The organism is Stenotrophomonas sp. YJH_SMC_40 (genome assembly GCF_059368615.1).
The window spans coordinates 105263-124517 of record NZ_JCAFRX010000002.1; the positions used below are offsets into that span (position 1 = coordinate 105263).

A 19255-nucleotide genomic window follows, 5' to 3' on the forward strand; every position below is an offset into this window, starting at 1 on the left:
CCCATGAGCTTCTCCCCCCAGGAAGCCCTGCATCGCACCATCGAACACCGCGAAATCTTCTTCGACGAAATGGTCGACCTGATGCGGCAGATCATGCGCGGCGATGTCTCGCCGATGATGACCGCCGCCATCCTCACCGGGCTGCGCGTGAAGAAGGAGACCGTGGACGAAATCGCCGCGGCGGCCACCGTGATGCGTGAATTCGCCCGGCCAGTGCCGGTGGCCGATACCTCCAACCTGGTTGACATCGTTGGCACCGGTGGCGATGGCTCGCACACCTTCAACATCTCCACCTGCGCGATGTTCGTCGCTGCTGCTGCAGGCGCGCGCGTGGCCAAGCATGGCAACCGCAGCGTGTCGTCCAAGTCCGGCAGTGCCGATGCGCTGGAAGCGCTGGGCGCGGTGATCGAGCTGCAGCCTGACCAGGTGGCCGCGGCCATCGACCGGACCGGCATCGGCTTCATGTTCGCGCCGATCCATCACCCGTCGATGAAGGTCGTCGCGCCGGTGCGCCGCGAGATGGGCGTGCGCACCATCTTCAACATCCTCGGCCCGCTGACCAACCCGGCCAGCGCACCGTCGGTACTGATGGGCGTGTTCCATCCCGATCTGGTCGGCATCCAGGCGCGCGTACTGCGCGAACTGGGTACCGAGCGCGCGATGGTGGTCTGGGGCCGCGACAACATGGACGAGATCTCGCTGGGCGCCGGCACCCTGGTCGGCGAACTGCGCGACGGCAAGGTGCGCGAGTACGAGATCCACCCGGAAGACTTCGGCATCGCCATGTCGGCCAGCCGCAACCTGCGCGTGGACGGTCCGGAACAGTCCATCCAGATGCTGCGCGCCGTGCTCGACAACGAGCCGGGCCCGGCGCTGGACATCGTCGCGCTGAATGCCGGTGCCGCCCTGTACGTGGCTGGTGTGGCCAGCGACATCGGAGACGGCCTGGCCCGCGCCCGTGCCGCCATCGCCAATGGCAGCGCCCGCCAGCGCCTGCAGCAGTATGTGGAGACCACCCGCGCGCTGGTTGCCTGAGCGCGCGGTTCAGCCTCACCCTCTCGATGGCCGATAATGGCCGTCCTCACCGCCCCCCGCACCGACCCGAAGACGATGAGCGACATCCTGCAGACGATCCTGGCCCGCAAGGCCGAAGAAGTGGCCCAGCGCCGCGCCCAGCGCCCGCTCGAGGAGCTGCAGGCCGCCGTGGCCAGCGCCCCGCCGGTACGTGGCTTCGTGCGCGCGCTGCAGGCGGCGGTGGCCAATGGCGACCCGGCGGTGATTGCCGAGGTGAAGAAGGCCAGCCCCTCCAAGGGCGTGATCCGCCCGGATTTCCGCCCGGCCGACATCGCCGTCAGCTACGAGTTCGGCGGTGCCAGCTGCCTGTCGGTGCTGACCGACGTGGACTTCTTCCAGGGCGCCGACGCCTATCTGCAGCAGGCCCGCGAAGCCTGCACGCTGCCGGTGCTGCGCAAGGACTTCGTCATCGACGCCTACCAGGTGTACGAGGCGCGCGTGCTGGGCGCCGACTGCATCCTGCTGATCGTCGCCGCGCTGGACGATACCCAGCTGGCCACGTTGTCCGAGCTGGCGCTGTCGCTGGGCATGGACGTGCTGGTGGAAGTGCATGACATCGATGAACTGGAGCGCGCGCTGCAGGTGCCGGCGCCGATGATCGGCATCAACAACCGCAACCTGCGCACCTTCGAGGTGTCGCTGCAGACCACGCTGGACATGCAGCAGGCGGTGCCGCGTGACCGCCTGCTGGTCACCGAGAGTGGCATCCTCGGCCCGCAGGACGTCGCGCTGATGCGCGATGCCGGCATCCATGCATTCCTGGTCGGCGAGGCCTTCATGCGCGTGGAAGAGCCGGGCGAGGGCCTGCGTCAGCTATTCTTCGCGGCATGACAACGCACTATCCGACGCCGCGCGACGATGCGCCGCTGGTGGTCTTCGATTTCGACCACACCCTCTACGACGGCGATTCGGGCACCCATCTGTTCGCCTCGCTGATCAAGCGCAACCCGCTGCGCATGCTGGCCGCGCTGCTGGTCACGCCGATCGCCGGGCCGTTGGTGGCGATGCTGCCGACCCGCCGAACGGGTATTTCGGTCTACGTGTGGATCGGCAGCTTCGGCCTGCACCGTGCGCGCGATTTCAACAAGGTGATCGATGCCTACGTGCTGCGCAACGAGGCGCAGATGCGCGCCAAGCTGCTGCCGCAGGCGCTGGAGGTGTTCGCCGCGCACCGTGCCAAGGGCGACCGTGTAGTGGTCGCCACCGGCGCGCCGCCGGAACTGGCCCGCGCCATCCTGGCATTCGTTGCCCACCAGGACGTGCCGGTGATCGGCACCGAGGTCGGCCCGCGACTGGGCGGCGTCGGCCCGACCCGCCACTGCCACAACGAAGAAAAGATGCGCATGCTGCGCGAGCGCGGCTACGGCAATATCGACATCGCCTACTCCGACAGCACCGCCGACCTGCCGTTGCTGCTGGCCGCCAAGGCGCCGGTGGTGGTGAACCCGAAGCGATCCAGGGTGGACTTCTTCCGCCGCGTGCTGCCGGCCGGCACCCGCATCCTCAACTGGGGCTGCGTGGACCGCGGCGGCGACAAGGCGTAGCCCGGGGCCGGATCCCGTCCGGGGCCTGACCCCATCGCACGATGACGGATCTGCCGGCCAGCGGCCGGCACTACCCTCCTCCGTCCCGGTATTGCCGGCCGCTGGCCGGCAAAACGCTCAGCGCCCCAGCTGCCCGTACACCGCATGGCCGATCTGGAACAGGCTGATCCCCAGCACCAGCACGCCAACGGCCACCAGCACCCAGCGCTCCTTCACCCGCTTGACCAGGATCGCCGCCACCGGCGCGGCCATCATGCCGCCGATCAGCAGGCCGGCGACGATCTGCAGGTGCTGCACGCCCATCGACAACAGGAAGGTCGCTGACACCGTCAACGTGACCACGAACTCGGCCGCGTTGACCGTACCGATGGTGGTGCGCGCCTGGCCGCCACGGGCGAGCAGGGTGGACGTGGCGATCGGTCCCCAGCCGCCACCGCCGCTGGCGTCGAGCAGGCCCGCGAAGAAGCCCAGTACCGGTACCCGGCGGATCTCGCCCTTGGGCATCCAGCGCCCTGCGGCGCGCGCCAGGATGATGATCGCCAGCACCAGCAGGTACAGGTAGATGAGGGGACGGATGATGTCGCCGGGAATCTGGGTGAGCACGTACGCGCCCAGGGCGCCGCCCACCGCACCGGGCAGGGCCAGCCGCAGGAACAGGCGTTTATCGACATTCCCGGCGGCGAGGTGCGACACGCCCGAGGCACCGGTGGTGAACACTTCAGCGGTGTGGATGCTGGCGCTGACCTGCGCCGGTGGCAGGCCCATGCTCAGCATCACCGACGAGGACACCAGGCCGAAGGCCATGCCCAGTGCGCCGTCAACCAGCTGCGCGCCAAGGCCGATGAGGATGAACCACCAGAATTCGCTGCTCAGTTCCATGCACCGAGCCTAGCGCGCGAAGGAGTGCGGACCAAGGTCCGCACCCACCGGGTGCTCAACCGTCAACGGGTGCCGTACAGCACCACGGTCTTGCCGCGGGCATGCAGCAGGCCGTCGGTCTGCTGCTTCTTCAGCACGCGGCCGGCCATTTCGCGCGAGCAGCCGACCAGGCGCGCCAGTTCCTGGCGTGACACGCGCAGCTGGCTGCCCTGCGGATGGCTCATCGCTTCTGGTTCCTGCGCCAGATCGTGCAGTGTGCGCACGATCCGATCGGTAACATCCAGGAATGCCAGGCGACTGGCCTTGCGGCTGGTATCGAGCAGGCGCTTGGAAATCTGCTGGCCCAGCGCATACAGCAGGCGCGGGGCGTCGGCCGACAGCGGGCCGAGGAACAGCTGGTGCAGGCGCTCGTAGCTGATTTCGGCCAGTTCGCAGGCGGTACGGGTCCGCAGGATCACCTCGCGGCGGTCCGATTCGACGAACAGGCCCATTTCGCCAACGAACTCGCCGGCACCGAAGTAGCCCAGCACAAGCTCTCGATCGTCATCTTCCTCGGCCATGATTGAAACCGAGCCGCTGACAACGTAATACAGGGTTCCCGCCGGGTCACCGGGTCGGAAGACGTCGGTACGGGTGGGATATCGCCGCCGGTGGCTGTGCGCCAGGAAACGATCGATGGTGGCGATATCCAAGGCCAGTGGACTGCTAGCTAGGCGCACGGTTGACACGATAGGGGCGCTCCCTCTGCGCATGAACGGATTCACGGGGTCGATAGCGGAGCTTAACCAGCGCAATTGTTAAGGGCAAACAGTGTGCCAGAACTCTTGCGTCTTCACGTTCCCCCCGGGGGCAGTTTGCCCCATAATTCCCCCTTTCCCTTCTTACACAGGAATCGACCGCCGTGGTCAAGCCGTTGCCTCGCCTGAGGCTGCAGGGTTTCAACAACCTCACCAAGGCGCTGAGCTTCAACATCTATGACGTGTGTTACGCGCGCACCGAAGAGGAGCGTCAGCGTTACATTGAATACATCGATGAAGAGTACAACGCCGACAGGCTGACTCAAATCTTGACCGATGTCGCCGAGATCATCGGCGCCAACATCCTGAACGTGGCCCGCCAGGACTACGACCCGCAGGGTGCCTCGGTGACCATCCTGATCTCCGAAGAGCCGGTGATCGACAAGAAGCTGGCCGGCAAGGAGCTGATCTCCGACGCCGTGGTCGCGCACATGGACAAGAGCCACATCACTGTCCACACCTACCCGGAAACCCATCCGCAGGAAGGTATCGCGACGTTCCGCGCGGACATCGACGTGGCCACCTGTGGCGTCATTTCCCCGCTGAAGGCCCTGAACTATCTGATCGAGAGCCTTGAGTCGGACATCGTGATCATGGACTACCGCGTCCGTGGCTTCACCCGCGATGTGAAGGGCAAGAAGCACTTCATCGACCACAAGATCAACTCGATCCAGAACTTCCTGGCCAAGAACATCAAGTCTCGTTACGAGATGTTCGACGTCAACGTCTACCAGGAAAACATCTTCCACACGAAGATGCACCTGAAGGACTTCGATCTGGACCAGTACCTGTTCGAGGAAAAGGCCAAGAACCTGTCGTTCAAGGAACGCATGAAGATCGAAGCGCTGCTCAAGCGCGAGATCGAAGAGCTGTTCCACGGCCGCAACCTGTCCGAGTAAGCACCATGTGCGATGCCCGCAGGCATCGCCACCCAGGCGGGACGACCCGCCCCGTGGAACCAGTGCCCCCGCACGCGTTACAGTTCCACGGTGATGTACCGACCCACGGCCCGGTGTGAAAACACCGGGCCGTTTCGTTTTTTTCAAAAAAGGTAAGGAGCCCCCACCCATGCCCTGGATCTACCTGCTGCTGGCCGGCCTGTTCGAGATCGGTTTCGCCCTCGGAATGAAGTACTCCGAAGGCTTCAGCAAACCCCTGCCCACCGCTGCCACGGTGGTATCCGCGCTGATCAGCCTGTACCTGATGAGCCAGGCGATGAAGAGCATCCCGGTCGGCACGGCCTACGCGATCTGGACCGGTATCGGTGCCATGGGCGTGGCGGTGCTGGGCATCTACCTGTTCAACGACAGCGCATCGCCGGCCCGCCTGGCCTGCGTGGGCCTGATCGTGGCTGGTGTGATCGGCCTGAAGCTGGTCTCGCCGAACTGATTGATGGCCCGACCAACGGTCGGGCCCCACCGTCGCCCCCCCGCATCTCCTGGTAGGCCCGCACCGTTGGTGCGGGCGACCCTTCAAATGCGGTAGGCGATGGTCTTCATCACCCTGGAGGCCAGTGCCATCACGCCCGGGATCGGGAACGGCAGGCGGCGAGCGCCGGCCTGCTCGGCGTGGTCCGCATGGCGGGCCTCGTCTTCCTTCATCACCGCGATGACCGCGCGGCTGCGCAGGTCGCCGGCCGGCAGGTCGACCAGGTGCTCGTCCAGGTGGGCCTCCACCTGGCGCTCGGTCTCGACCACGAAGCCCAGGTTCCAGCCGTCGCCGCGCAGCCCGGCCAGGGTGCCGATGGTGTAGCTGCCGGCGTACCAAAGCGGGTTGAACAGGCTCGGACGGCTGTCCAGTTCGGCCAGCCGGGTGGCGCACCAGGCCAGGTGGTCGGTTTCTTCCTGCGCCGCTTCCAGCAGGTGTTCCCGCGTGGCCGGGTCGCGCGCCACGGCGGCCTGGCCGAAGTACAGGCCCTGCGCGCAGACCTCGCCGACGTGGTTGATCCGCATCAGGCCTGCGGCATGGCGCCGCTCGGCGCTGTCCATGCCGGGCTCGCCGGTGTCCGTGGCGGGGTAGGGGCGGGCCGCCGGCGGATTGCCGAACACTGTGTCCAGGGCGCGCTGCGCCTCGGTCAGCAGGTGGTCCAGCGGAGTGGTCTGGCGGAGCACGGTCATGGCAGTACGCGGTGGGGCGGAAGACCCCCCGATTCTCGCCCGGCCCCGCGCCCCTGCCAACCCGGCCCAGGGGACGGGTTGCGCTCCCGCGGCAGGATGAGTACAATCCCGCCTCTTACGCTTCACCTTTTCACAACGCGTGGCAGAGTTCCGGCGAGCCTTTCGCCGCAATGAGCCCGACCTAACCTAGAGTTCTTCATGAGCACTTTCACTGCCAAGAACGAGACCGTCCAGCGCGACTGGTACCTCGTCGACGCCGAGGGCAAGACCCTGGGCCGTCTCGCCACCGAGCTGGCCCGCCGTCTGCGTGGCAAGCACAAGCCGGTCTACACCCCGCACGTTGATACCGGCGACTACCTGGTCGTCATCAATGCAGAAAAGATTGCCGTCACCGGCAAGAAGCTGCAGGACAAGATGTATCACCGTTTCACCGGTTACATCGGCAACCTGAAGACCGAGTCCCTGGCCCAGGCGCTGGAGCGCCACCCGGAGCGCGTGATCGAGATCGCCGTGAAGGGCATGCTGCCGAAGGGCCCGCTGGGTCGCCAGATGTACCGCAAGCTCAAGGTCTACGCTGGCACTGAGCATCCGCACGCCGCACAGCAGCCGCAGGTTCTGGATATCTAATCATGGCTATCACTCAAAACTACGGCACTGGCCGCCGCAAGTCCTCCACCGCTCGCGTGTTCCTGCGCAAGGGTTCGGGCAACATCACCGTCAATGGCCGTCCGCTGGACGAGTTCTTCGGTCGTGAGACCGCGCGCATGATCGTGCGCCAGCCGCTCGAGCTGACCAAGAACACCGAGAGCTTCGACATCCTGGTCACCGCCGCTGGCGGCGGCACCACCGGCCAGGCCGGTGCGATCCGTCTGGGCATCGCCCGTGCTCTGGTCGAGTACGACGAAACCCTGAAGTCCGAGCTGCGCAAGGCTGGCTTCATGACCCGTGACGCCCGTGAAGTCGAGCGTAAGAAGGTCGGTCTGCACAAGGCCCGCCGCGCCACCCAGTTCTCCAAGCGCTGATTTACCGCGCCTGGTTGGGCTCCTTCGGGAGCCCGCTGGATGGAAAAGCAAAAGCCCGGCTTCGGCCGGGCTTTTGTCGTTCCGGGGTCATGGATTTCCTGGTTGCCGGCCAGCGGCCGGCACTACCCGTGGTCTCGAGTGCCGGGAGGGTGGCGTCAGGGCCTTTCCCTGCGGAAAAGGATCCGACCCCAGGGTTCTCTTTGGAGAAGAGCCCCCTTGTTGTTCAAGAGGGTGCGCCGACAGGCGCGGGGACAAGGTGGAATGCGCGACCAGATTAAAAGCAAAAGGCCAGATCTTTCGATCTGGCCTTTTGCTTTTAATTTGGCTGCCCCGGATGGATTCGAACCACCGAATGCCTGAGTCAGAGTCAGGTGCCTTACCGCTTGGCGACGGGGCAAAACGTGCAACTATTTTCTCACTTTTCACGCTGAAAAACAACTTGATTTTCAGTGTGGTGGCTATGGGTGGACTCGAACCACCGACCCCAGCATTATGAGTGCTGTGCTCTAACCGGCTGAGCTACATAGCCTTGGTGAGCCCGCTATTCTGCGGATGTGTACCGCCCCTGTCAACACTTTTGTGTCGTGCTTGTGGGCCGACAGAGGGCATGGGATAGTCCCGGCCAGTAGATTTTCTTAGGAGTCCGCATCGTGATCGATCCGGACGGCTATCGACCGAACGTCGGCATCGTGCTGATGCGGCAGGACGGCCAGGTGTTCTGGGCACGACGCGTGCGCCGGGACGGCTGGCAGTTCCCGCAGGGTGGTATGAACACCGACGAGACGCCTGTCGAGGCCATGTATCGTGAACTGCAGGAAGAGACCGGCCTGCTGCCCGAGCATGTGGAAGTGCTCGGGGCGACGCCCGGCTGGCTGCGCTACAAGCTGCCGGCGCGGGCCATCCGCCGCAATGAGCGGCAGGTCTGCATCGGCCAGAAGCAGGTCTGGTTCCTGCTGCGCCTGACCGGCGACGAATCCCACGTGAAGCTGGACCACACCGACTCGCCCGAGTTCGACCACTGGCGCTGGGTGGACTTCTGGTACCCGGTGGAGCATGTGGTGATGTTCAAGCGTGGCGTCTATGCGCGTGCGTTGCGACATCTGGCGCCGCTGGCCCGCGGGGTGGCCGGGAAGGGGGTTACCGCCATGCCCAAGAGCGCCGCCGAAGCCTGGATGCCTGGCCATACCGCCGGGCACGACCGCCCACGCAAGCGCCCGCGGACCCGCGGCTACTGGCCGAAGAAGGCCACGGGCGATGGCCCGGCCAGCTGACGGGCTGAACGGTATCGAGAATGGTTCAGGTCTCTGATTGACAACCATTCTCGTTTCCATTGGAATAGCCAACAGGCCGCTTCTGGCCTGCCAGCCCGGTTCACGCCTGTGTACGTCTGCATCTGCAACGGAGTCACCGACCACCAGATCCGCGAAGCCGCCAGCCATGGCGTCAGTACGGTGGCCGAACTGACCATGCGTACCGGCTGTGGCGCTACCTGCGGTTCCTGCCTGGACATGGCCGGCGATCTGCTGGCCAAGGCGCGTGCCACCCACGATCTGCCGCTGCCGGTATTGGGTCTGGCCCAGGTCGCCTGATCGTCTCTTGGCGGCGCGTTGACGGCGCGCTTTCGCATTCTTCACGTGCGGCCGCACAGGCCAATGCGCACGATTCGCGTTCCTTCACGACCGCAGGCAAGGCGTTAAAGTGCCTGCGTTTTCAGCGTGCAGGAGCATCCCCATGAAGGGCGACACCAAGGTCATCGAATTCCTCAACAAGGTCCTCTACAACGAGCTGACCGCGATCAACCAGTACTTCCTGCATGCCAAGATGCTGAAGAACTGGGGCATCAAGGAACTGGCCGAACACGAGTACAAGGAATCGATCGACGAGATGAAGCATGCCGACATGCTCGCCGACCGCATCCTGTTCCTCGAAGGCCTGCCGAACTTCCAGGCGCTGGGCAAGCTGCGCATTGGTGAGAATCCGACCGAGATCCTGCAGTGCGACCTGTCGCTGGAACGCGATGGCGTGGTCACCCTGCGCGAGGCCGTGGCGTATGCCGATTCGGTCGGCGACTACGTCAGCCGCCAGCTGTTCGTGAAGATCCTCGATTCGGAAGAAGAGCACATCGACTGGCTGGAAACCCAGCTCGACCTGATCGAGCGCATCGGCGAACCGAAGTACCTGCTGAGCAAGCTGGAAGAGTGAGTCAGCCGGCCTGGCCGGCGCGATGCTGTGCCAGGTAGCCCGTCAGTGCCACGCGTGCTCGGGCGAATTCCGCAACCAGCAGCGCCACCGCTACTGCGGGGCGCTGCAGGCTGCCGCTGCGGGCTTCGTGCTCGATGCGCTGCGCGACTGACGACAGCGACAGTGCGCCCACGTTCGCGCTGGATGACTTGAGGCTGTGCGCGACGGCCTGCAGGCGAGGCTCGTCGCCGTTCTGCGCGGCCTGCTGCAGCTGCTGCACCATTGCCGGCGCATCCTCCAGGAACACCGAGACGATCTGGATGGCGCTCTCCCCGATCACTGCATGCAGTTCGTCCAGCACGTCGCGGTCCAGCACCGGCTGCGGCTTGGAGCCGACTCGGCTGTCATCGTCCTGCAGAGCCGAGCCATGCTCGGCTGATGGAGCGCGACGGCTATCGGCCGTCAGCCGGGCATGGCTCGGCTCTATCGAAGGCGGTGCAGGTGATGCGGCTTTGCCGCCGCCCCAGCGCTGCAGCAGCGCATGCAGGGTGTCGCGTGCAATCGGCTTGGACAGATAGTCGTCCATGCCGGCCTGCAGGCAGCGCTCGCGGTCACCGGCCATGGCATTGGCGGTCATCGCGATGATCGGCAGGCGCGGGCGCCCGTTTTCCACTTCCTCGGCGCGCCAGCGGCGGGTGGCGGCATAGCCGTCCAGCACCGGCATCTGGCAATCCATCAGCACCACATCCACGTCGCCTTCGCGCAGGGCAAGCAACGCCTGCTCGCCATCGGCGGCGTTGCGCACTTCGCACTGGAACACGCGCAGCAGCTGCTCGGCCACCATGCGGTTGACCGTGTTGTCCTCCACCAGCAGCACGCGCAGGTGCAGCGGCGGCAGCGTGGGCGTGGGCTGGCCCTGTCCGGCGTTGGCCAGCAGCGCGGCAGGGCGCGCATGCGCAACCGGTGCAGCCAGCAGTGCATGCAGCCCAGCGTCGTCGAAATGCGAGGGTAGCTGCCGCTGGCGTGGGCGTGGCGGAAGGGCATCGTCCTGCAGCCACAGCACCTGCAGCCCGTCGTCTTCGCCACGTTCGGCCAACGCCTGTTGCAGCGTCGCTTCACCGATGCGGCGCGCACGTGCATCGACCAGCAGCCACGCCGGTGCCGGTTGCCCCGGCCTCGGCACCGCGCGCAGGCGCTCGACTACGGCATCGAACTGCGCCAGGGCGTGCACCAGCAGTCCATGATGGGCCGCGATGCGCTCGATGCGTGCCTGCAGGGTGGCATCGCTACTGAACAGCAGCAGCGCGTCTGGCGTGCGCGCCATGGCCGGCAGGTCGCCGGGCACCTTCAACAACGGGATCTCGAACCAGAACGTGGCGCCCTGGCCGGGCGTGGACTGCACGCCGATGCGCCCGTGCATCAGGTCGATGATGCGCTTGCAGATCGCCAGGCCCAGGCCGGTGCCACCGTAGATGCGGGTCGTTGAGGCATCGGCCTGGCTGAAGGACTGGAACAGGCGCGCCTGCAGTGCCTCGTCAATGCCGATGCCGGTGTCGATGATCTCGAAGCGCAGCTGGTGCTGGGCCGCGCCTTCGCCCAGGCGCTGCACGCGCAGCTGTACCTGGCCGCGCGCGGTGAACTTGATCGCGTTGGCCAGCAGGTTGCTCAACACCTGGCGCAGGCGTACCGGGTCGCCACGCACCGGCAGGCGCACCGACGGGTCCAGCTGCAGCCCCAGCGACAGGCCCTTGGCGTCGGCGGCGCGCTGCATCAGCTGCACCACGCCATCGAGCAGGTCGCGCAGGTTGAAGCTGGTGATCTCCAGTTCCAGCGCCTGTGCTTCCAGCCGCGAGTAGTCGAGGATGTCGTCGACGATGCGCAGCAGCTGCTGCGAGCTGGCTGAGGCGGTGGCCAGCATCTGCCGCTGGTCCTCGCCCAGCGGGCCGCGTGCGATCAGCTCCAGCATCGGCAGGATGCCGTTGAGCGGCGTACGGATCTCGTGGCTCATCGTGGCCAGGAACTCACCCTTGGCCAGCACCGCCGCCTCGGCGGCCTGCTTGGCCTGCAGCAGCTGCTGTTCCAGCTGCCCCTGTCGTTCGGTGGTGCGGCGCAGCTGGTCACGTTCGGCGGCCAGCAGGCTGCGCTCGCGTTGCAGCTGGGCCAGTGCCCGGTTGCGCGCGCGCAGCCGCAGGCCCAACAGCAGCGCGGTGATGGAGGCCGCAGCAAGGGCAACCAGCAGCGCGACCCACATCGGCACGTCAGAGCACCGCGTTGTGGAAGTCGAAGTTCAGATCGCTGCCGGCCGACTGCACCATGTTGCCCTGGATGTAGTCGACACCGCCCACCCACATCGCGGCGGCGGCCTGCGGATCTTCGATCTGCTGGCCGATGATCTGCTGCCCGGCGGCGTGCGCCCGCTCGATTGCCCGGCGCAGCTCTTCGCGCGTGGCCGGATTGGAATGACTGCTGGAGAAGCGCGCGGCCATGCGCACGAACGACAACGGCAGCTGGGTCAGCAGCGCATCGGCTTCGCCCCCGGGTTCGAACTGGCTCAGGCAGAAGCGCACGCCGGCGCCGGCCATGCGCTGGCAGAACTGCTGTAGCGGCACGGTATGGATCAGCGCGTCGGGCAGGCGGACGTCGATCACCAGCGCGCTGCCGGGCAGGTCGCGCTGCTGCAGCGATTCCAGCAGCCAATCCGCGAACGCATCGCGTTGCAGGGTGCGCAGCGACTGCGAAACGAACAGGTTCAGTGGTTGCGTCGCGTGCCGGTAAAGGTCGAGAAGGCCCAGTGCATGGTCCATGACCTGCTGGTCGAGATCGGCGATGCGCCCGGCAGCCTCTGCGGCCGGAATCACCTGGCCTGCCGCCAGCAGCGTACCGTCGGCCTGGCGAAGGCGCAGCAGCAGCTGGTACTGCGCGGTGTTGCCGCCGGCGACGGCGACGATCGGCTGGTAGGCCAGCTCAAGCTGGCCTTCCAGCAGTGCCAGGTGTTCCTGCTCGCTGGTCACGTCGCGGTGCACGTGGCCGGCCACGCCGGCGCTGAGCAACCGTGCCTGCAGGGTGGTGCGCTCGACTGCCTCCAGTGCGCTGTTGGCATCGTCGAAGCCCGGCGACAGCGGTGCATAGCCGACCACGCCCCGCAGATGCACCGATTCGTCATCGCGGATCACGAAGGCCCGCGCCGACAACTGCTCGCGCAGCGCAGCGGCAATGCCTTCCAGGCTGTCCTCGCTGACATTGCGCGCAAGCAGCAGGAAGCTGTTGTCGTTCAGGCGCGCCAGCAGGTGCGGGTGGCCGGCTTCTGCCAGGCGTTGCCCGGCCTGCACCATCAGGCGCTCGAAGGCGGCATAGCCATAGCGCTCGCGCAGGCCCAGTGCGCTGGATATCTCGACGAACAGCACGCCGCCCTGGTCGCGGTGGGCGAGCGCGGCGTTGAGCTGCTGCAGCACGTGATGCCGCGTCGGCAGCCCGGTTTCCGGATTGCTGGTGGCCGGGGTGCCGGATACGCCGGGCAGGGTTGCGGCCTGCGCCCGCGCGCGGCGGATGCGGTTGGCCACGGCAGCGATCAGGTGGCGCGGTCGGATCGGCTTGCTCAGGTAGTCGTCGGCGCCACTGTCGAGCACCTCGAACTGGCGTTCCGGGTCCGGGTCGCCGCTGAGGAACACGATGGGCAGCAGCTGCAGGCCGGGCTGCTGGCGGATCAGCGCGGTCAGGCGCATGCCGTCCAGACCGGGCAGGTGCAGGTCCATCAGGATCAGGTCGGGGCGATGTTCCTTGATCGCCTGCAGCGCACCGTCGGCATCGCTGTGCACGATCGCCTGCATGCCGGCGCCATGCAGCACGCTCTGTGCGAACAGTGCCTGGGCGCGATCATCCTCGACGATCAGCACGCGGTAGGGCGAATCGGAGTGCAGCGGTGCCGGGTCATTGCCGCCGGCCTCGGCCAGCAGGGATGGGCCGGGCAGCGGCGGCGGTGCGCTGCCGATCGATGCGGGTGCGTCGGAGGCGGCCAGCGGCGGAACCGCTGCCGGCGCTGCGGCGACGGCGCTCGCCGGTTCAGCGGTCCAGCGTTGCCAATGATCGGCCGGAGGGGTTTCAGCGCGTCCCGGGCGGGCGCCCGCGGGGGATTCGATTGCGGCCATCGGTGCTCCTGGTGTTCGCGTCCATTATGCGACAAGCCCGGCGATCAACCGGTGCCGGGCTGGCGTGGACTGTCGGGCGACGCACTGCGTGCCAGCCAGCGCACGCCCTTCCACAGGGTGCGCCAGACCAGCCACACCAGCAGCGCGCCCGCCAGGCTGCAGGCCAGCACCACGATCAGCGCGATCCACGGGTGTGCCAGGGCCAGGGCCAGGCCACCGACCACCACGGTGTCCTCGGCGGCGGAGGCCACCCAGTTGCTGGCAGGCTCGGGCGAGGTATTGAGCAGGGCGCGGGTGCCTGCCTTCAGGCCGTGGCTGGCCAGCGCGACACCTGCACCGGCAGCAAGTGCGCCGGTGCCCAGCTGCCCATCCGGCGACAGCGTGGCTGCGGCAAGGAAGGCACCTGCGGGTACACGTGCCAGGGTCTGCACCAGATCCCACGCCGAGTCGACGCCGGGAATCTTGTCGGCGAAGAATTCGGTCACCGCCAGCGCCGCCGAGGTGCCCAGCACCCACCACGATTCAGTGGCCTGCAGGGCCGGTGGCAGGTCGACCCAGCCGAGCAGGCCGGCCAGGCCGACACCGAACACGGTGAGGTAGACGCGGATGCCGGCCAGCCAGGCCAGCAGGATGCCGATCACGAACAGGTGGGCTTCGGTCATGGCGATGCTCCGGCGACGGAACTGTGCAGGGGACCACACTATCGACGATGGCATGCCTGAACGCCACAGACCGTGGCTCGCCACTGCGCAGGAAACCCACCCGTCCTGTCATACACTAGCCCGTCGTTTGCCACAGGGGCCGTACCGGTGTCGCCCTCGCGATGCCCCGGAATCCACCCATGACCAACCGTCCTCCCATGCGCGTGCAGGTCCGCCTGCCCGGCGCGCCGCAACCGCCGGCCGACCGCCGCCGCCTGCTGGTGATCGGCGGCATCTGGCTGCTCAGCCTGGTGCTGGCGGTGCTCGGCGGCTGCTGGATGGCCACCCCGCGCGATGCGCAGGGCCAGCGCCTGCAGGCCGCCGAGAAGCGTGCCGAGACGCTGCAGGCGCAGCTGACCGAACTGCGCCAGAAGCAGGCCACGCTGGAAGCCTCCGACCGCATCAGCCGCGCCGCCAACACCGAGGTGCAGTCCTCGCTGGCCGAGCGCGATGAGGAAATCGCCGGCCTGCGTGCCGACGTTGCCTTCTATGAGCGCCTGGTGGGTTCGACCAGCCAGCGCAAGGGCCTGAACACCCATTCGATCGAGTTCAGCCCGGAAGCGGCCGGCACCTGGCAGTACACCGCGGTGCTGACCCAGAACCTCAACCGCGGCGCCATCAGCCAGGGGCAGATGCGCTTCACCGTGGAAGGCGTCAAGAACGGCAAGCTGGCCACGATCAGCTGGGATGATCTGCACCAGCGCAGCAAGGTACCGGGACAGGATTACTCGTTCCGGTACTTCCAGCAGCTCACCGGCAGCGTGATGCTGCCGGCTGACTTCACCCCGCAACGCGTGCGGGTGACATTGGGGAGTGGTACGGGGGGTACCACCCAGGTATTCGACTGGAAACAGGCCGGTGCGCCGGCCAGCAAAGGGGAGTAGGCAGATGTTCGGAAGCAGCAAATCCAACCGTGAAGGCCAGCTGGTGGTGGATGCCCTGATCGGCAACCAGGTGGTGATCCGCGGTGATGTGGAATTCAGTGGTGGCCTGTACGTGGAAGGCCGCATCCATGGCAAGGTGATCGCCGCAGAAGGCGCCAGTGGCGCGACCCTGACGGTCGCCGAGCATGGCGTGATCGAGGGCGAGATCCGTGCCCAGGTGGTGGTCATCAGTGGCCGCCTGGACGGCGACGTGCACGCCAGCGAGAAAGTCGAACTGACCCCGAGCGCGCGGGTCAACGGCAACGTCCATTACCAGGTGGTGGAGATGAATGCGGGCGCCCAGCTGAACGGTCGCCTGATCCATGCCAGCGCCCCGATGGCCGCCCTGCCGGCCCCGGAAGCTGATGAGGCCACTGGCGGCAAGGGTGACACCGCCGCGCGCCGCAAGCTGGCCGAGGCGATGGCTTGAAAGCCATCGTCGGCACCCCCATGCTGACACCATGAGCACGCTAGTCTCCCTGCCCGGCGCCACCCCGGCCGCCGCGCCCGATTACCAGTCGCTGGAGCGCCCGCTGAACTTCACCGAGTCGGCGGCCGCCAAGGTCAAATCCCTGATCCAGGAAGAGGGCAACCCCGACCTGGCCCTGCGCGTGTACATCGAAGGTGGTGGCTGTTCGGGTTTCCAGTACGGGTTCGAGTTCGACGAGAACCGTGCCGAGGACGATCTGGCGGTACAGACCAGCGGGGTGACCCTGCTGGTCGACCCGTTGAGCCTGCAGTACCTGATGGGCGCCGAGGTGGACTACACCGAGAGCCTGACCGGTGCACAGTTCGTGATCCGCAACCCGAACGCAAAGACCACGTGCGGCTGCGGCAGCAGTTTCAGCATGTAGGCGGGGCGCGGGGCCTGCGTCCCGCGCGACAAGGTGTGTGGAGCAAGCTCCACACCCACAGACGGCTTCGGCAAAGCCCGCGGCTTGCCACCCGCATCGATTGGCGGCACGCTTGCAGGATGCCCAATACTCCTTCGCCGCTTTCCGGTTTCGCCTTCGTGGGCGAACCGCTGGAGCGCGCCGATGCCCTGCGCGAAGATGCCGATGCACTGGCGCGCCTGTGGCCGGGCGCGCACATTCTGGTGCTCGATCAGGACGGCAGCGCCTTCACCGGCGATGACGACCAGCCGCTGGCGCTGACCGGCGCCGACATCGGCGGCGGTCCCGGCTCCGCGATCTTCCTCGGCCTGCGCGGGGAACAAGCGTGGTTCTCGGTTGAAGCCGCCAGCGTCACCGTCACCGCACCACGTCGCCTCGACCTGCGCCAGGCCGCGCTGCTGTGGTCGGTGGCTGATGCGACCGCTTTCAGCTACGCACGTGGCATGTCCTACTGGCACTCGCGCACCCGTTTCTGCGGGGTATGCGGTGGTGCCGTGGCGTTTGCCCGTGGCGGCTTCGTGGGGCGTTGCGCGCAGTGTTCCACCGAGCACTATCCGCGTGTCGACCCCGCTGTGATCGTGGCGGTTGAAAACCAGGGCCGCCTGCTGCTCGGCCGCCAGTCAAACTGGGCGCCACGTCGCTACTCGGTGCTGGCCGGCTTCGTCGAACCGGGCGAGACCTTCGAGCAGACCGTGGTGCGCGAAGTCCACGAGGAGAGCAAAGTGCGGGTGACGGCCTGCCAGTACCTCGGTTCGCAGCCGTGGCCATTCCCGGGTGCGCTGATGGTTGGCTTTCGCGCACAGGCGCAGGATGACCTGCCGACCGTGGACGGCGAGCTGGAAGACGCGCGCTGGTTCAGTGCCGACGAGGTCGGCGCGGCACTGGCGCGCGATGTGGAGGACGATGGCCAGGGCATCCGCCTGTCGCCGCCGATCTCGATTTCGCGCGGCCTGATCGAGCACTGGTACCGCCAGCAGAAGGGCTGAGGCGGGCCGGCTGGGGTGATTGCATTGCCGCCACCTGAACACGGCACGGGTTACAGTCCGGTTCACCGCTGAGGGCGCCGCTGCGACAGGTAAGGTAGCGGCGCCGAGCGTTCTGTTTCGTAGGGAGACCTGCCATGTTCACCACTCTGGCCGCCGTGCTGGTGGCACTGGCCCTGGGCCATGTTGCTCCGGCCGCTGCTGCCTCGCTGCGCCGTTTCGACGGTTTCCGGCGTTGGCTGGGCTGGCTGGATGCGCGTGGTGGCAAGGTCTGGCAGGGACCGGCCGGCGTTGCCTTGGCCCTGCTGCCGCCGCTGTTGCTGATGGCGCTGCTGGCGTGGCTGTTGCGCGGGGTGCTGTTCGGCCTGCCGTCGCTGCTGCTGGGCGTGGCGGTGCTGGCCTGGTGCTGGGGCCCGCGTGACCTGGACCGCGATATCGAGGCCATCATCGATGCCGATGATGCGGCGACGCGGCAGGCTGCAGTGCGCAACCTGCAGTCGGCCGGCGGCAGCCTGCGCGAGGACATTCCGTCACTGGTCGAGGCGACGGTGCTCAACGCACTGCGGCGCTGGTTCGCGGTGCTGTTCTGGTTCCTGTTGCTGGGCCCGGCTGGCGCGCTCGGTTACCGGTTGCTGGCGCTGATGGCGGAAAGCCCGATGCGTGCCCGCGTGCCGGTCGAGCCGCTGGCGCTGGCGCAGCGGCTGCTGGGCTGGATCGAGTGGCCGGTGGCACAGCTGATGGCGTTCTCGATGGCGCTGGTGGGCAACTTCGATACGGCGTGGAAGGCGTGGCGCCAGGCCCATGGGGAGCGCCTGACCGGCAATACCGGGTTCCTGGGTACGGTGGCGCGGGCCAGCGTCAACGCCGAACTGCGCGAGGATGCGCACGACTACACCGAGGCGGGGCTGTTGCCGGTGTGGCAGCGGTTGCCGGACCTGCGTGATGCGATGAGCCTGGTGTGGCGGATGCTGCTGCTGTGGCTGGCGATCCTCGCCCTGCTGGTGATTGCAGGCTGGGTGACGTAGTTGCTTTGCAGGGCTTGCAGCCCTGCACCTGCAGAGGCCAAAGCCAAAGCCAAAGCCAAAGCCAAAGCCAAAGCCAAAGCCAAAGCCAAAGCGGCTCTGGGTTGCTGAGGGTTGGGCGGGGCGGTGTGGGGCTGCAGGACACGCCGTAAACCCGTCCTTGGGGGCTCGATGGCGCCATCCATGGCGCCAACGGTCCTGCAGCCCCACACCGCCCCACCCCCGACAGATTCCCGCGGCTGTTGGTAGGTGTCGACCTTGGTCGACACGGTAGATCCACGCCATGCGTGGATGCAGAGCGAAGCGATCCGCTTTTGCTTTTGATCTTTTCTTTCTTTTCCGTGGTGGACGCGCACGGAAACTGTCCGTGGCCGGGCGGGTGGGCTGTGCAGGGGCGTGAGCCGCATGGATGCGGCGACCGAGCTTACATGGACGTACTCGCAGCGACCCCTGCGCAGTCCACCCGCCCGGCCTATCCCATGACCGACAAACGCCGCCCACCACGAGGGGCTGCGCCGTTGGCTGGATACCTAGATCGGTGCCAGTGCAGTGAACGGTGCCCACGGCAGGTTGCGCAGCAGCGCATACCCGGGCAGCACCCAGAGCCAGAACACGGGATTGGCCAGCACCCGCATCAGCGGGTCGAGCACGCGTGGGCGGATGCCGGCGATGTTCAGCAGCATCAGCAACAGGAACGGCAGGCTGATGACCAGCAGCGGGTTCATCGCCATCGCGCCGGGCAGGTCGAAGTGGACCAGGGAATACAGGCAGCGCGTGCTGCCACAGCCCGGGCAGTACAGGCCGGTCAGGGCGTACAGCGGGCAGCTCGGCAGTGGATTGCCGGCGACATACGGATTGACGTTGCGCAGCACCACCGTGGCACCCACGGCCAGGCCGGCGGAAGCCAGCAGCGGTGCCCAGCGGGCGAGTCGGGAACGAGCGGGAAGCGCGGACATGCAACAACGGATCCGGCG

General features: G+C 66.9%; 22 protein-coding genes and 2 tRNA genes. 15 read left to right on the forward strand and 9 right to left on the reverse strand.

The window, feature by feature from the left end; translation table 11 throughout:
• The first annotated feature begins 3 nt into the window (after positions 1-3).
• From trpD to AC5P6X_RS03465, 3 genes are all read left to right on the forward strand, one after another.
• Positions 4-1035 (forward strand): anthranilate phosphoribosyltransferase, encoded by a 1032-nt coding sequence (gene trpD, locus AC5P6X_RS03455; protein ID WP_005411320.1) that lies wholly within the window; start codon positions 4-6, stop codon positions 1033-1035.
• Positions 1036-1110: 75 nt separating this feature from the next.
• Positions 1111-1905: an indole-3-glycerol phosphate synthase TrpC gene (trpC, locus tag AC5P6X_RS03460; RefSeq protein WP_005414695.1), complete on the forward strand. Its 795-nt coding sequence runs from the start codon at positions 1111-1113 to the stop codon at positions 1903-1905.
• A complete protein-coding gene (locus tag AC5P6X_RS03465) occupies positions 1902-2618 on the forward strand; it encodes a haloacid dehalogenase-like hydrolase (RefSeq protein WP_005411318.1) in 717 nt (238 codons plus the stop codon). The genes trpC and AC5P6X_RS03465 overlap by 4 nt, the downstream gene beginning before the upstream one ends.
• Positions 2619-2735: 117 nt before the next feature.
• Here the strand turns inward: AC5P6X_RS03465 and AC5P6X_RS03470 are convergent, their stop codons facing one another.
• Positions 2736-3497 (reverse strand): sulfite exporter TauE/SafE family protein, encoded by a 762-nt coding sequence (locus tag AC5P6X_RS03470; RefSeq protein ID WP_076739673.1) that lies wholly within the window; start codon positions 3495-3497, stop codon positions 2736-2738.
• A gap of 62 nt (positions 3498-3559) precedes the next feature.
• A complete protein-coding gene (gene crp, locus AC5P6X_RS03475; RefSeq protein WP_111687761.1) occupies positions 3560-4249 on the reverse strand; it encodes a cAMP-activated global transcriptional regulator CRP in 690 nt (229 codons plus the stop codon).
• A gap of 149 nt (positions 4250-4398) precedes the next feature.
• Between crp and speD the strand changes: the two genes are divergently transcribed.
• Together speD and AC5P6X_RS03485 are read left to right on the forward strand one after the other, a co-directional pair.
• Positions 4399-5193, forward strand: coding sequence for an adenosylmethionine decarboxylase (gene speD / locus AC5P6X_RS03480; RefSeq protein ID WP_005411315.1), 795 nt, complete (start codon positions 4399-4401; stop codon positions 5191-5193).
• A gap of 169 nt (positions 5194-5362) precedes the next feature.
• Positions 5363-5683, forward strand: coding sequence for a DMT family transporter (locus AC5P6X_RS03485; protein WP_005411314.1), 321 nt, complete (start codon positions 5363-5365; stop codon positions 5681-5683).
• Positions 5684-5766: 83 nt separating this feature from the next.
• Here the strand turns inward: AC5P6X_RS03485 and coq7 are convergent, their stop codons facing one another.
• A complete protein-coding gene (coq7, locus tag AC5P6X_RS03490) occupies positions 5767-6411 on the reverse strand; it encodes a 2-polyprenyl-3-methyl-6-methoxy-1,4-benzoquinone monooxygenase (RefSeq protein WP_005411313.1) in 645 nt (214 codons plus the stop codon).
• 198 nt (positions 6412-6609) lie between these two features.
• Between coq7 and rplM the strand changes: the two genes are divergently transcribed.
• Together rplM and rpsI are read left to right on the forward strand one after the other, a co-directional pair.
• The gene (rplM, locus tag AC5P6X_RS03495; protein ID WP_005414692.1) at positions 6610-7038 is read left to right on the forward strand and encodes a 50S ribosomal protein L13; all 429 of its coding nucleotides are present in this window, start codon (positions 6610-6612) and stop codon (positions 7036-7038) included.
• A 2-nt stretch (positions 7039-7040) separates the two neighbouring features.
• Complete coding sequence (gene rpsI / locus AC5P6X_RS03500) at positions 7041-7433, forward strand: 30S ribosomal protein S9 (RefSeq protein WP_005411311.1); 393 nt, start codon at positions 7041-7043, stop codon at positions 7431-7433.
• A gap of 322 nt (positions 7434-7755) precedes the next feature.
• Here rpsI and AC5P6X_RS03505 read toward each other — a convergent pair.
• Positions 7756-7830 (reverse strand) — tRNA-Gln (locus AC5P6X_RS03505).
• A 55-nt stretch (positions 7831-7885) separates the two neighbouring features.
• Positions 7886-7962 (reverse strand) — tRNA-Met (locus tag AC5P6X_RS03510).
• Positions 7963-8083: 121 nt separating this feature from the next.
• On the opposite strand from AC5P6X_RS03510, the gene AC5P6X_RS03515 reads away from it, so the two are divergent.
• The 3 genes from AC5P6X_RS03515 (at position 8084) to bfr (ending at position 9635) form a co-directional block, all read left to right on the forward strand.
• Positions 8084-8704 carry an RNA pyrophosphohydrolase gene (locus AC5P6X_RS03515; protein ID WP_329756987.1) on the forward strand — a complete coding sequence of 207 codons (621 nt, stop codon included), beginning with the start codon at positions 8084-8086 and terminating at the stop codon, positions 8702-8704.
• A gap of 108 nt (positions 8705-8812) precedes the next feature.
• Positions 8813-9022 carry a (2Fe-2S)-binding protein gene (locus tag AC5P6X_RS03520; RefSeq protein ID WP_005411309.1) on the forward strand — a complete coding sequence of 70 codons (210 nt, stop codon included), beginning with the start codon at positions 8813-8815 and terminating at the stop codon, positions 9020-9022.
• Between the two features lie 142 nt (positions 9023-9164).
• Positions 9165-9635: a bacterioferritin gene (bfr, locus tag AC5P6X_RS03525; RefSeq protein WP_005414691.1), complete on the forward strand. Its 471-nt coding sequence runs from the start codon at positions 9165-9167 to the stop codon at positions 9633-9635.
• 1 nt (position 9636) lies between these two features.
• Here the strand turns inward: bfr and AC5P6X_RS03530 are convergent, their stop codons facing one another.
• From AC5P6X_RS03530 to AC5P6X_RS03540, 3 genes are read right to left on the reverse strand one after another with little or no spacing between them, the layout of a single operon-like run.
• Complete coding sequence (locus tag AC5P6X_RS03530; RefSeq protein WP_099481262.1) at positions 9637-11871, reverse strand: ATP-binding protein; 2235 nt, start codon at positions 11869-11871, stop codon at positions 9637-9639.
• Between the two features lies 1 nt (position 11872).
• Entirely contained in the window at positions 11873-13759 is a 1887-nt protein-coding gene (locus AC5P6X_RS03535) for an EAL domain-containing protein (RefSeq protein ID WP_088435782.1), read from the reverse strand.
• 44 nt (positions 13760-13803) lie between these two features.
• Positions 13804-14421 carry a DUF4126 domain-containing protein gene (locus AC5P6X_RS03540; protein WP_005411305.1) on the reverse strand — a complete coding sequence of 206 codons (618 nt, stop codon included), beginning with the start codon at positions 14419-14421 and terminating at the stop codon, positions 13804-13806.
• A gap of 179 nt (positions 14422-14600) precedes the next feature.
• On the opposite strand from AC5P6X_RS03540, the gene AC5P6X_RS03545 reads away from it, so the two are divergent.
• The 5 genes from AC5P6X_RS03545 (at position 14601) to ampE (ending at position 18284) form a co-directional block, all read left to right on the forward strand.
• Complete coding sequence (locus AC5P6X_RS03545; protein WP_005411304.1) at positions 14601-15344, forward strand: DUF6776 family protein; 744 nt, start codon at positions 14601-14603, stop codon at positions 15342-15344.
• Positions 15345-15348: 4 nt separating this feature from the next.
• Positions 15349-15813 carry a bactofilin family protein gene (locus AC5P6X_RS03550; protein ID WP_005411303.1) on the forward strand — a complete coding sequence of 155 codons (465 nt, stop codon included), beginning with the start codon at positions 15349-15351 and terminating at the stop codon, positions 15811-15813.
• 31 nt (positions 15814-15844) lie between these two features.
• Positions 15845-16237, forward strand: coding sequence for an iron-sulfur cluster insertion protein ErpA (gene erpA / locus AC5P6X_RS03555; RefSeq protein ID WP_005411302.1), 393 nt, complete (start codon positions 15845-15847; stop codon positions 16235-16237).
• A 119-nt stretch (positions 16238-16356) separates the two neighbouring features.
• Positions 16357-17262, forward strand: a complete 906-nt coding sequence (gene nudC / locus AC5P6X_RS03560; RefSeq protein WP_005414687.1) for an NAD(+) diphosphatase — start codon at positions 16357-16359, stop codon at positions 17260-17262.
• A 134-nt stretch (positions 17263-17396) separates the two neighbouring features.
• Positions 17397-18284, forward strand: a complete 888-nt coding sequence (gene ampE / locus AC5P6X_RS03565) for a regulatory signaling modulator protein AmpE (protein WP_108270556.1) — start codon at positions 17397-17399, stop codon at positions 18282-18284.
• 527 nt (positions 18285-18811) lie between these two features.
• Here the strand turns inward: ampE and AC5P6X_RS03570 are convergent.
• Positions 18812-19237, reverse strand: coding sequence for a DUF2752 domain-containing protein (locus AC5P6X_RS03570; protein WP_005411299.1), 426 nt, complete (start codon positions 19235-19237; stop codon positions 18812-18814).
• Positions 19238-19255: the final 18 nt, after the last annotated feature.

What these genes read in the sequence shown, in the direction of transcription:
- trpD (WP_005411320.1), top strand. Translation starts at nt 4, where the DNA reads ATGAGCTTCTCCCCCCAGGAAGCCCTGCATCGCACCATCGAACACCGC.
- trpC (WP_005414695.1), top strand. Translation starts at nt 1,111, where the DNA reads ATGAGCGACATCCTGCAGACGATCCTGGCCCGCAAGGCCGAAGAAGTG.
- AC5P6X_RS03465 (WP_005411318.1), top strand. Translation starts at nt 1,902, where the DNA reads ATGACAACGCACTATCCGACGCCGCGCGACGATGCGCCGCTGGTGGTC.
- AC5P6X_RS03470 (WP_076739673.1), bottom strand. Translation starts at nt 3,497, where the DNA reads ATGGAACTGAGCAGCGAATTCTGGTGGTTCATCCTCATCGGCCTTGGC.
- crp (WP_111687761.1), bottom strand. Translation starts at nt 4,249, where the DNA reads ATGCGCAGAGGGAGCGCCCCTATCGTGTCAACCGTGCGCCTAGCTAGC.
- AC5P6X_RS03485 (WP_005411314.1), top strand. Translation starts at nt 5,363, where the DNA reads ATGCCCTGGATCTACCTGCTGCTGGCCGGCCTGTTCGAGATCGGTTTC.
- coq7 (WP_005411313.1), bottom strand. Translation starts at nt 6,411, where the DNA reads ATGACCGTGCTCCGCCAGACCACTCCGCTGGACCACCTGCTGACCGAG.
- rplM (WP_005414692.1), top strand. Translation starts at nt 6,610, where the DNA reads ATGAGCACTTTCACTGCCAAGAACGAGACCGTCCAGCGCGACTGGTAC.
- rpsI (WP_005411311.1), top strand. Translation starts at nt 7,041, where the DNA reads ATGGCTATCACTCAAAACTACGGCACTGGCCGCCGCAAGTCCTCCACC.
- bfr (WP_005414691.1), top strand. Translation starts at nt 9,165, where the DNA reads ATGAAGGGCGACACCAAGGTCATCGAATTCCTCAACAAGGTCCTCTAC.
- AC5P6X_RS03535 (WP_088435782.1), bottom strand. Translation starts at nt 13,759, where the DNA reads ATGGCCGCAATCGAATCCCCCGCGGGCGCCCGCCCGGGACGCGCTGAA.
- AC5P6X_RS03540 (WP_005411305.1), bottom strand. Translation starts at nt 14,421, where the DNA reads ATGACCGAAGCCCACCTGTTCGTGATCGGCATCCTGCTGGCCTGGCTG.
- AC5P6X_RS03545 (WP_005411304.1), top strand. Translation starts at nt 14,601, where the DNA reads ATGACCAACCGTCCTCCCATGCGCGTGCAGGTCCGCCTGCCCGGCGCG.
- AC5P6X_RS03550 (WP_005411303.1), top strand. Translation starts at nt 15,349, where the DNA reads ATGTTCGGAAGCAGCAAATCCAACCGTGAAGGCCAGCTGGTGGTGGAT.
- erpA (WP_005411302.1), top strand. Translation starts at nt 15,845, where the DNA reads ATGAGCACGCTAGTCTCCCTGCCCGGCGCCACCCCGGCCGCCGCGCCC.
- nudC (WP_005414687.1), top strand. Translation starts at nt 16,357, where the DNA reads ATGCCCAATACTCCTTCGCCGCTTTCCGGTTTCGCCTTCGTGGGCGAA.
- ampE (WP_108270556.1), top strand. Translation starts at nt 17,397, where the DNA reads ATGTTCACCACTCTGGCCGCCGTGCTGGTGGCACTGGCCCTGGGCCAT.
- AC5P6X_RS03570 (WP_005411299.1), bottom strand. Translation starts at nt 19,237, where the DNA reads ATGTCCGCGCTTCCCGCTCGTTCCCGACTCGCCCGCTGGGCACCGCTG.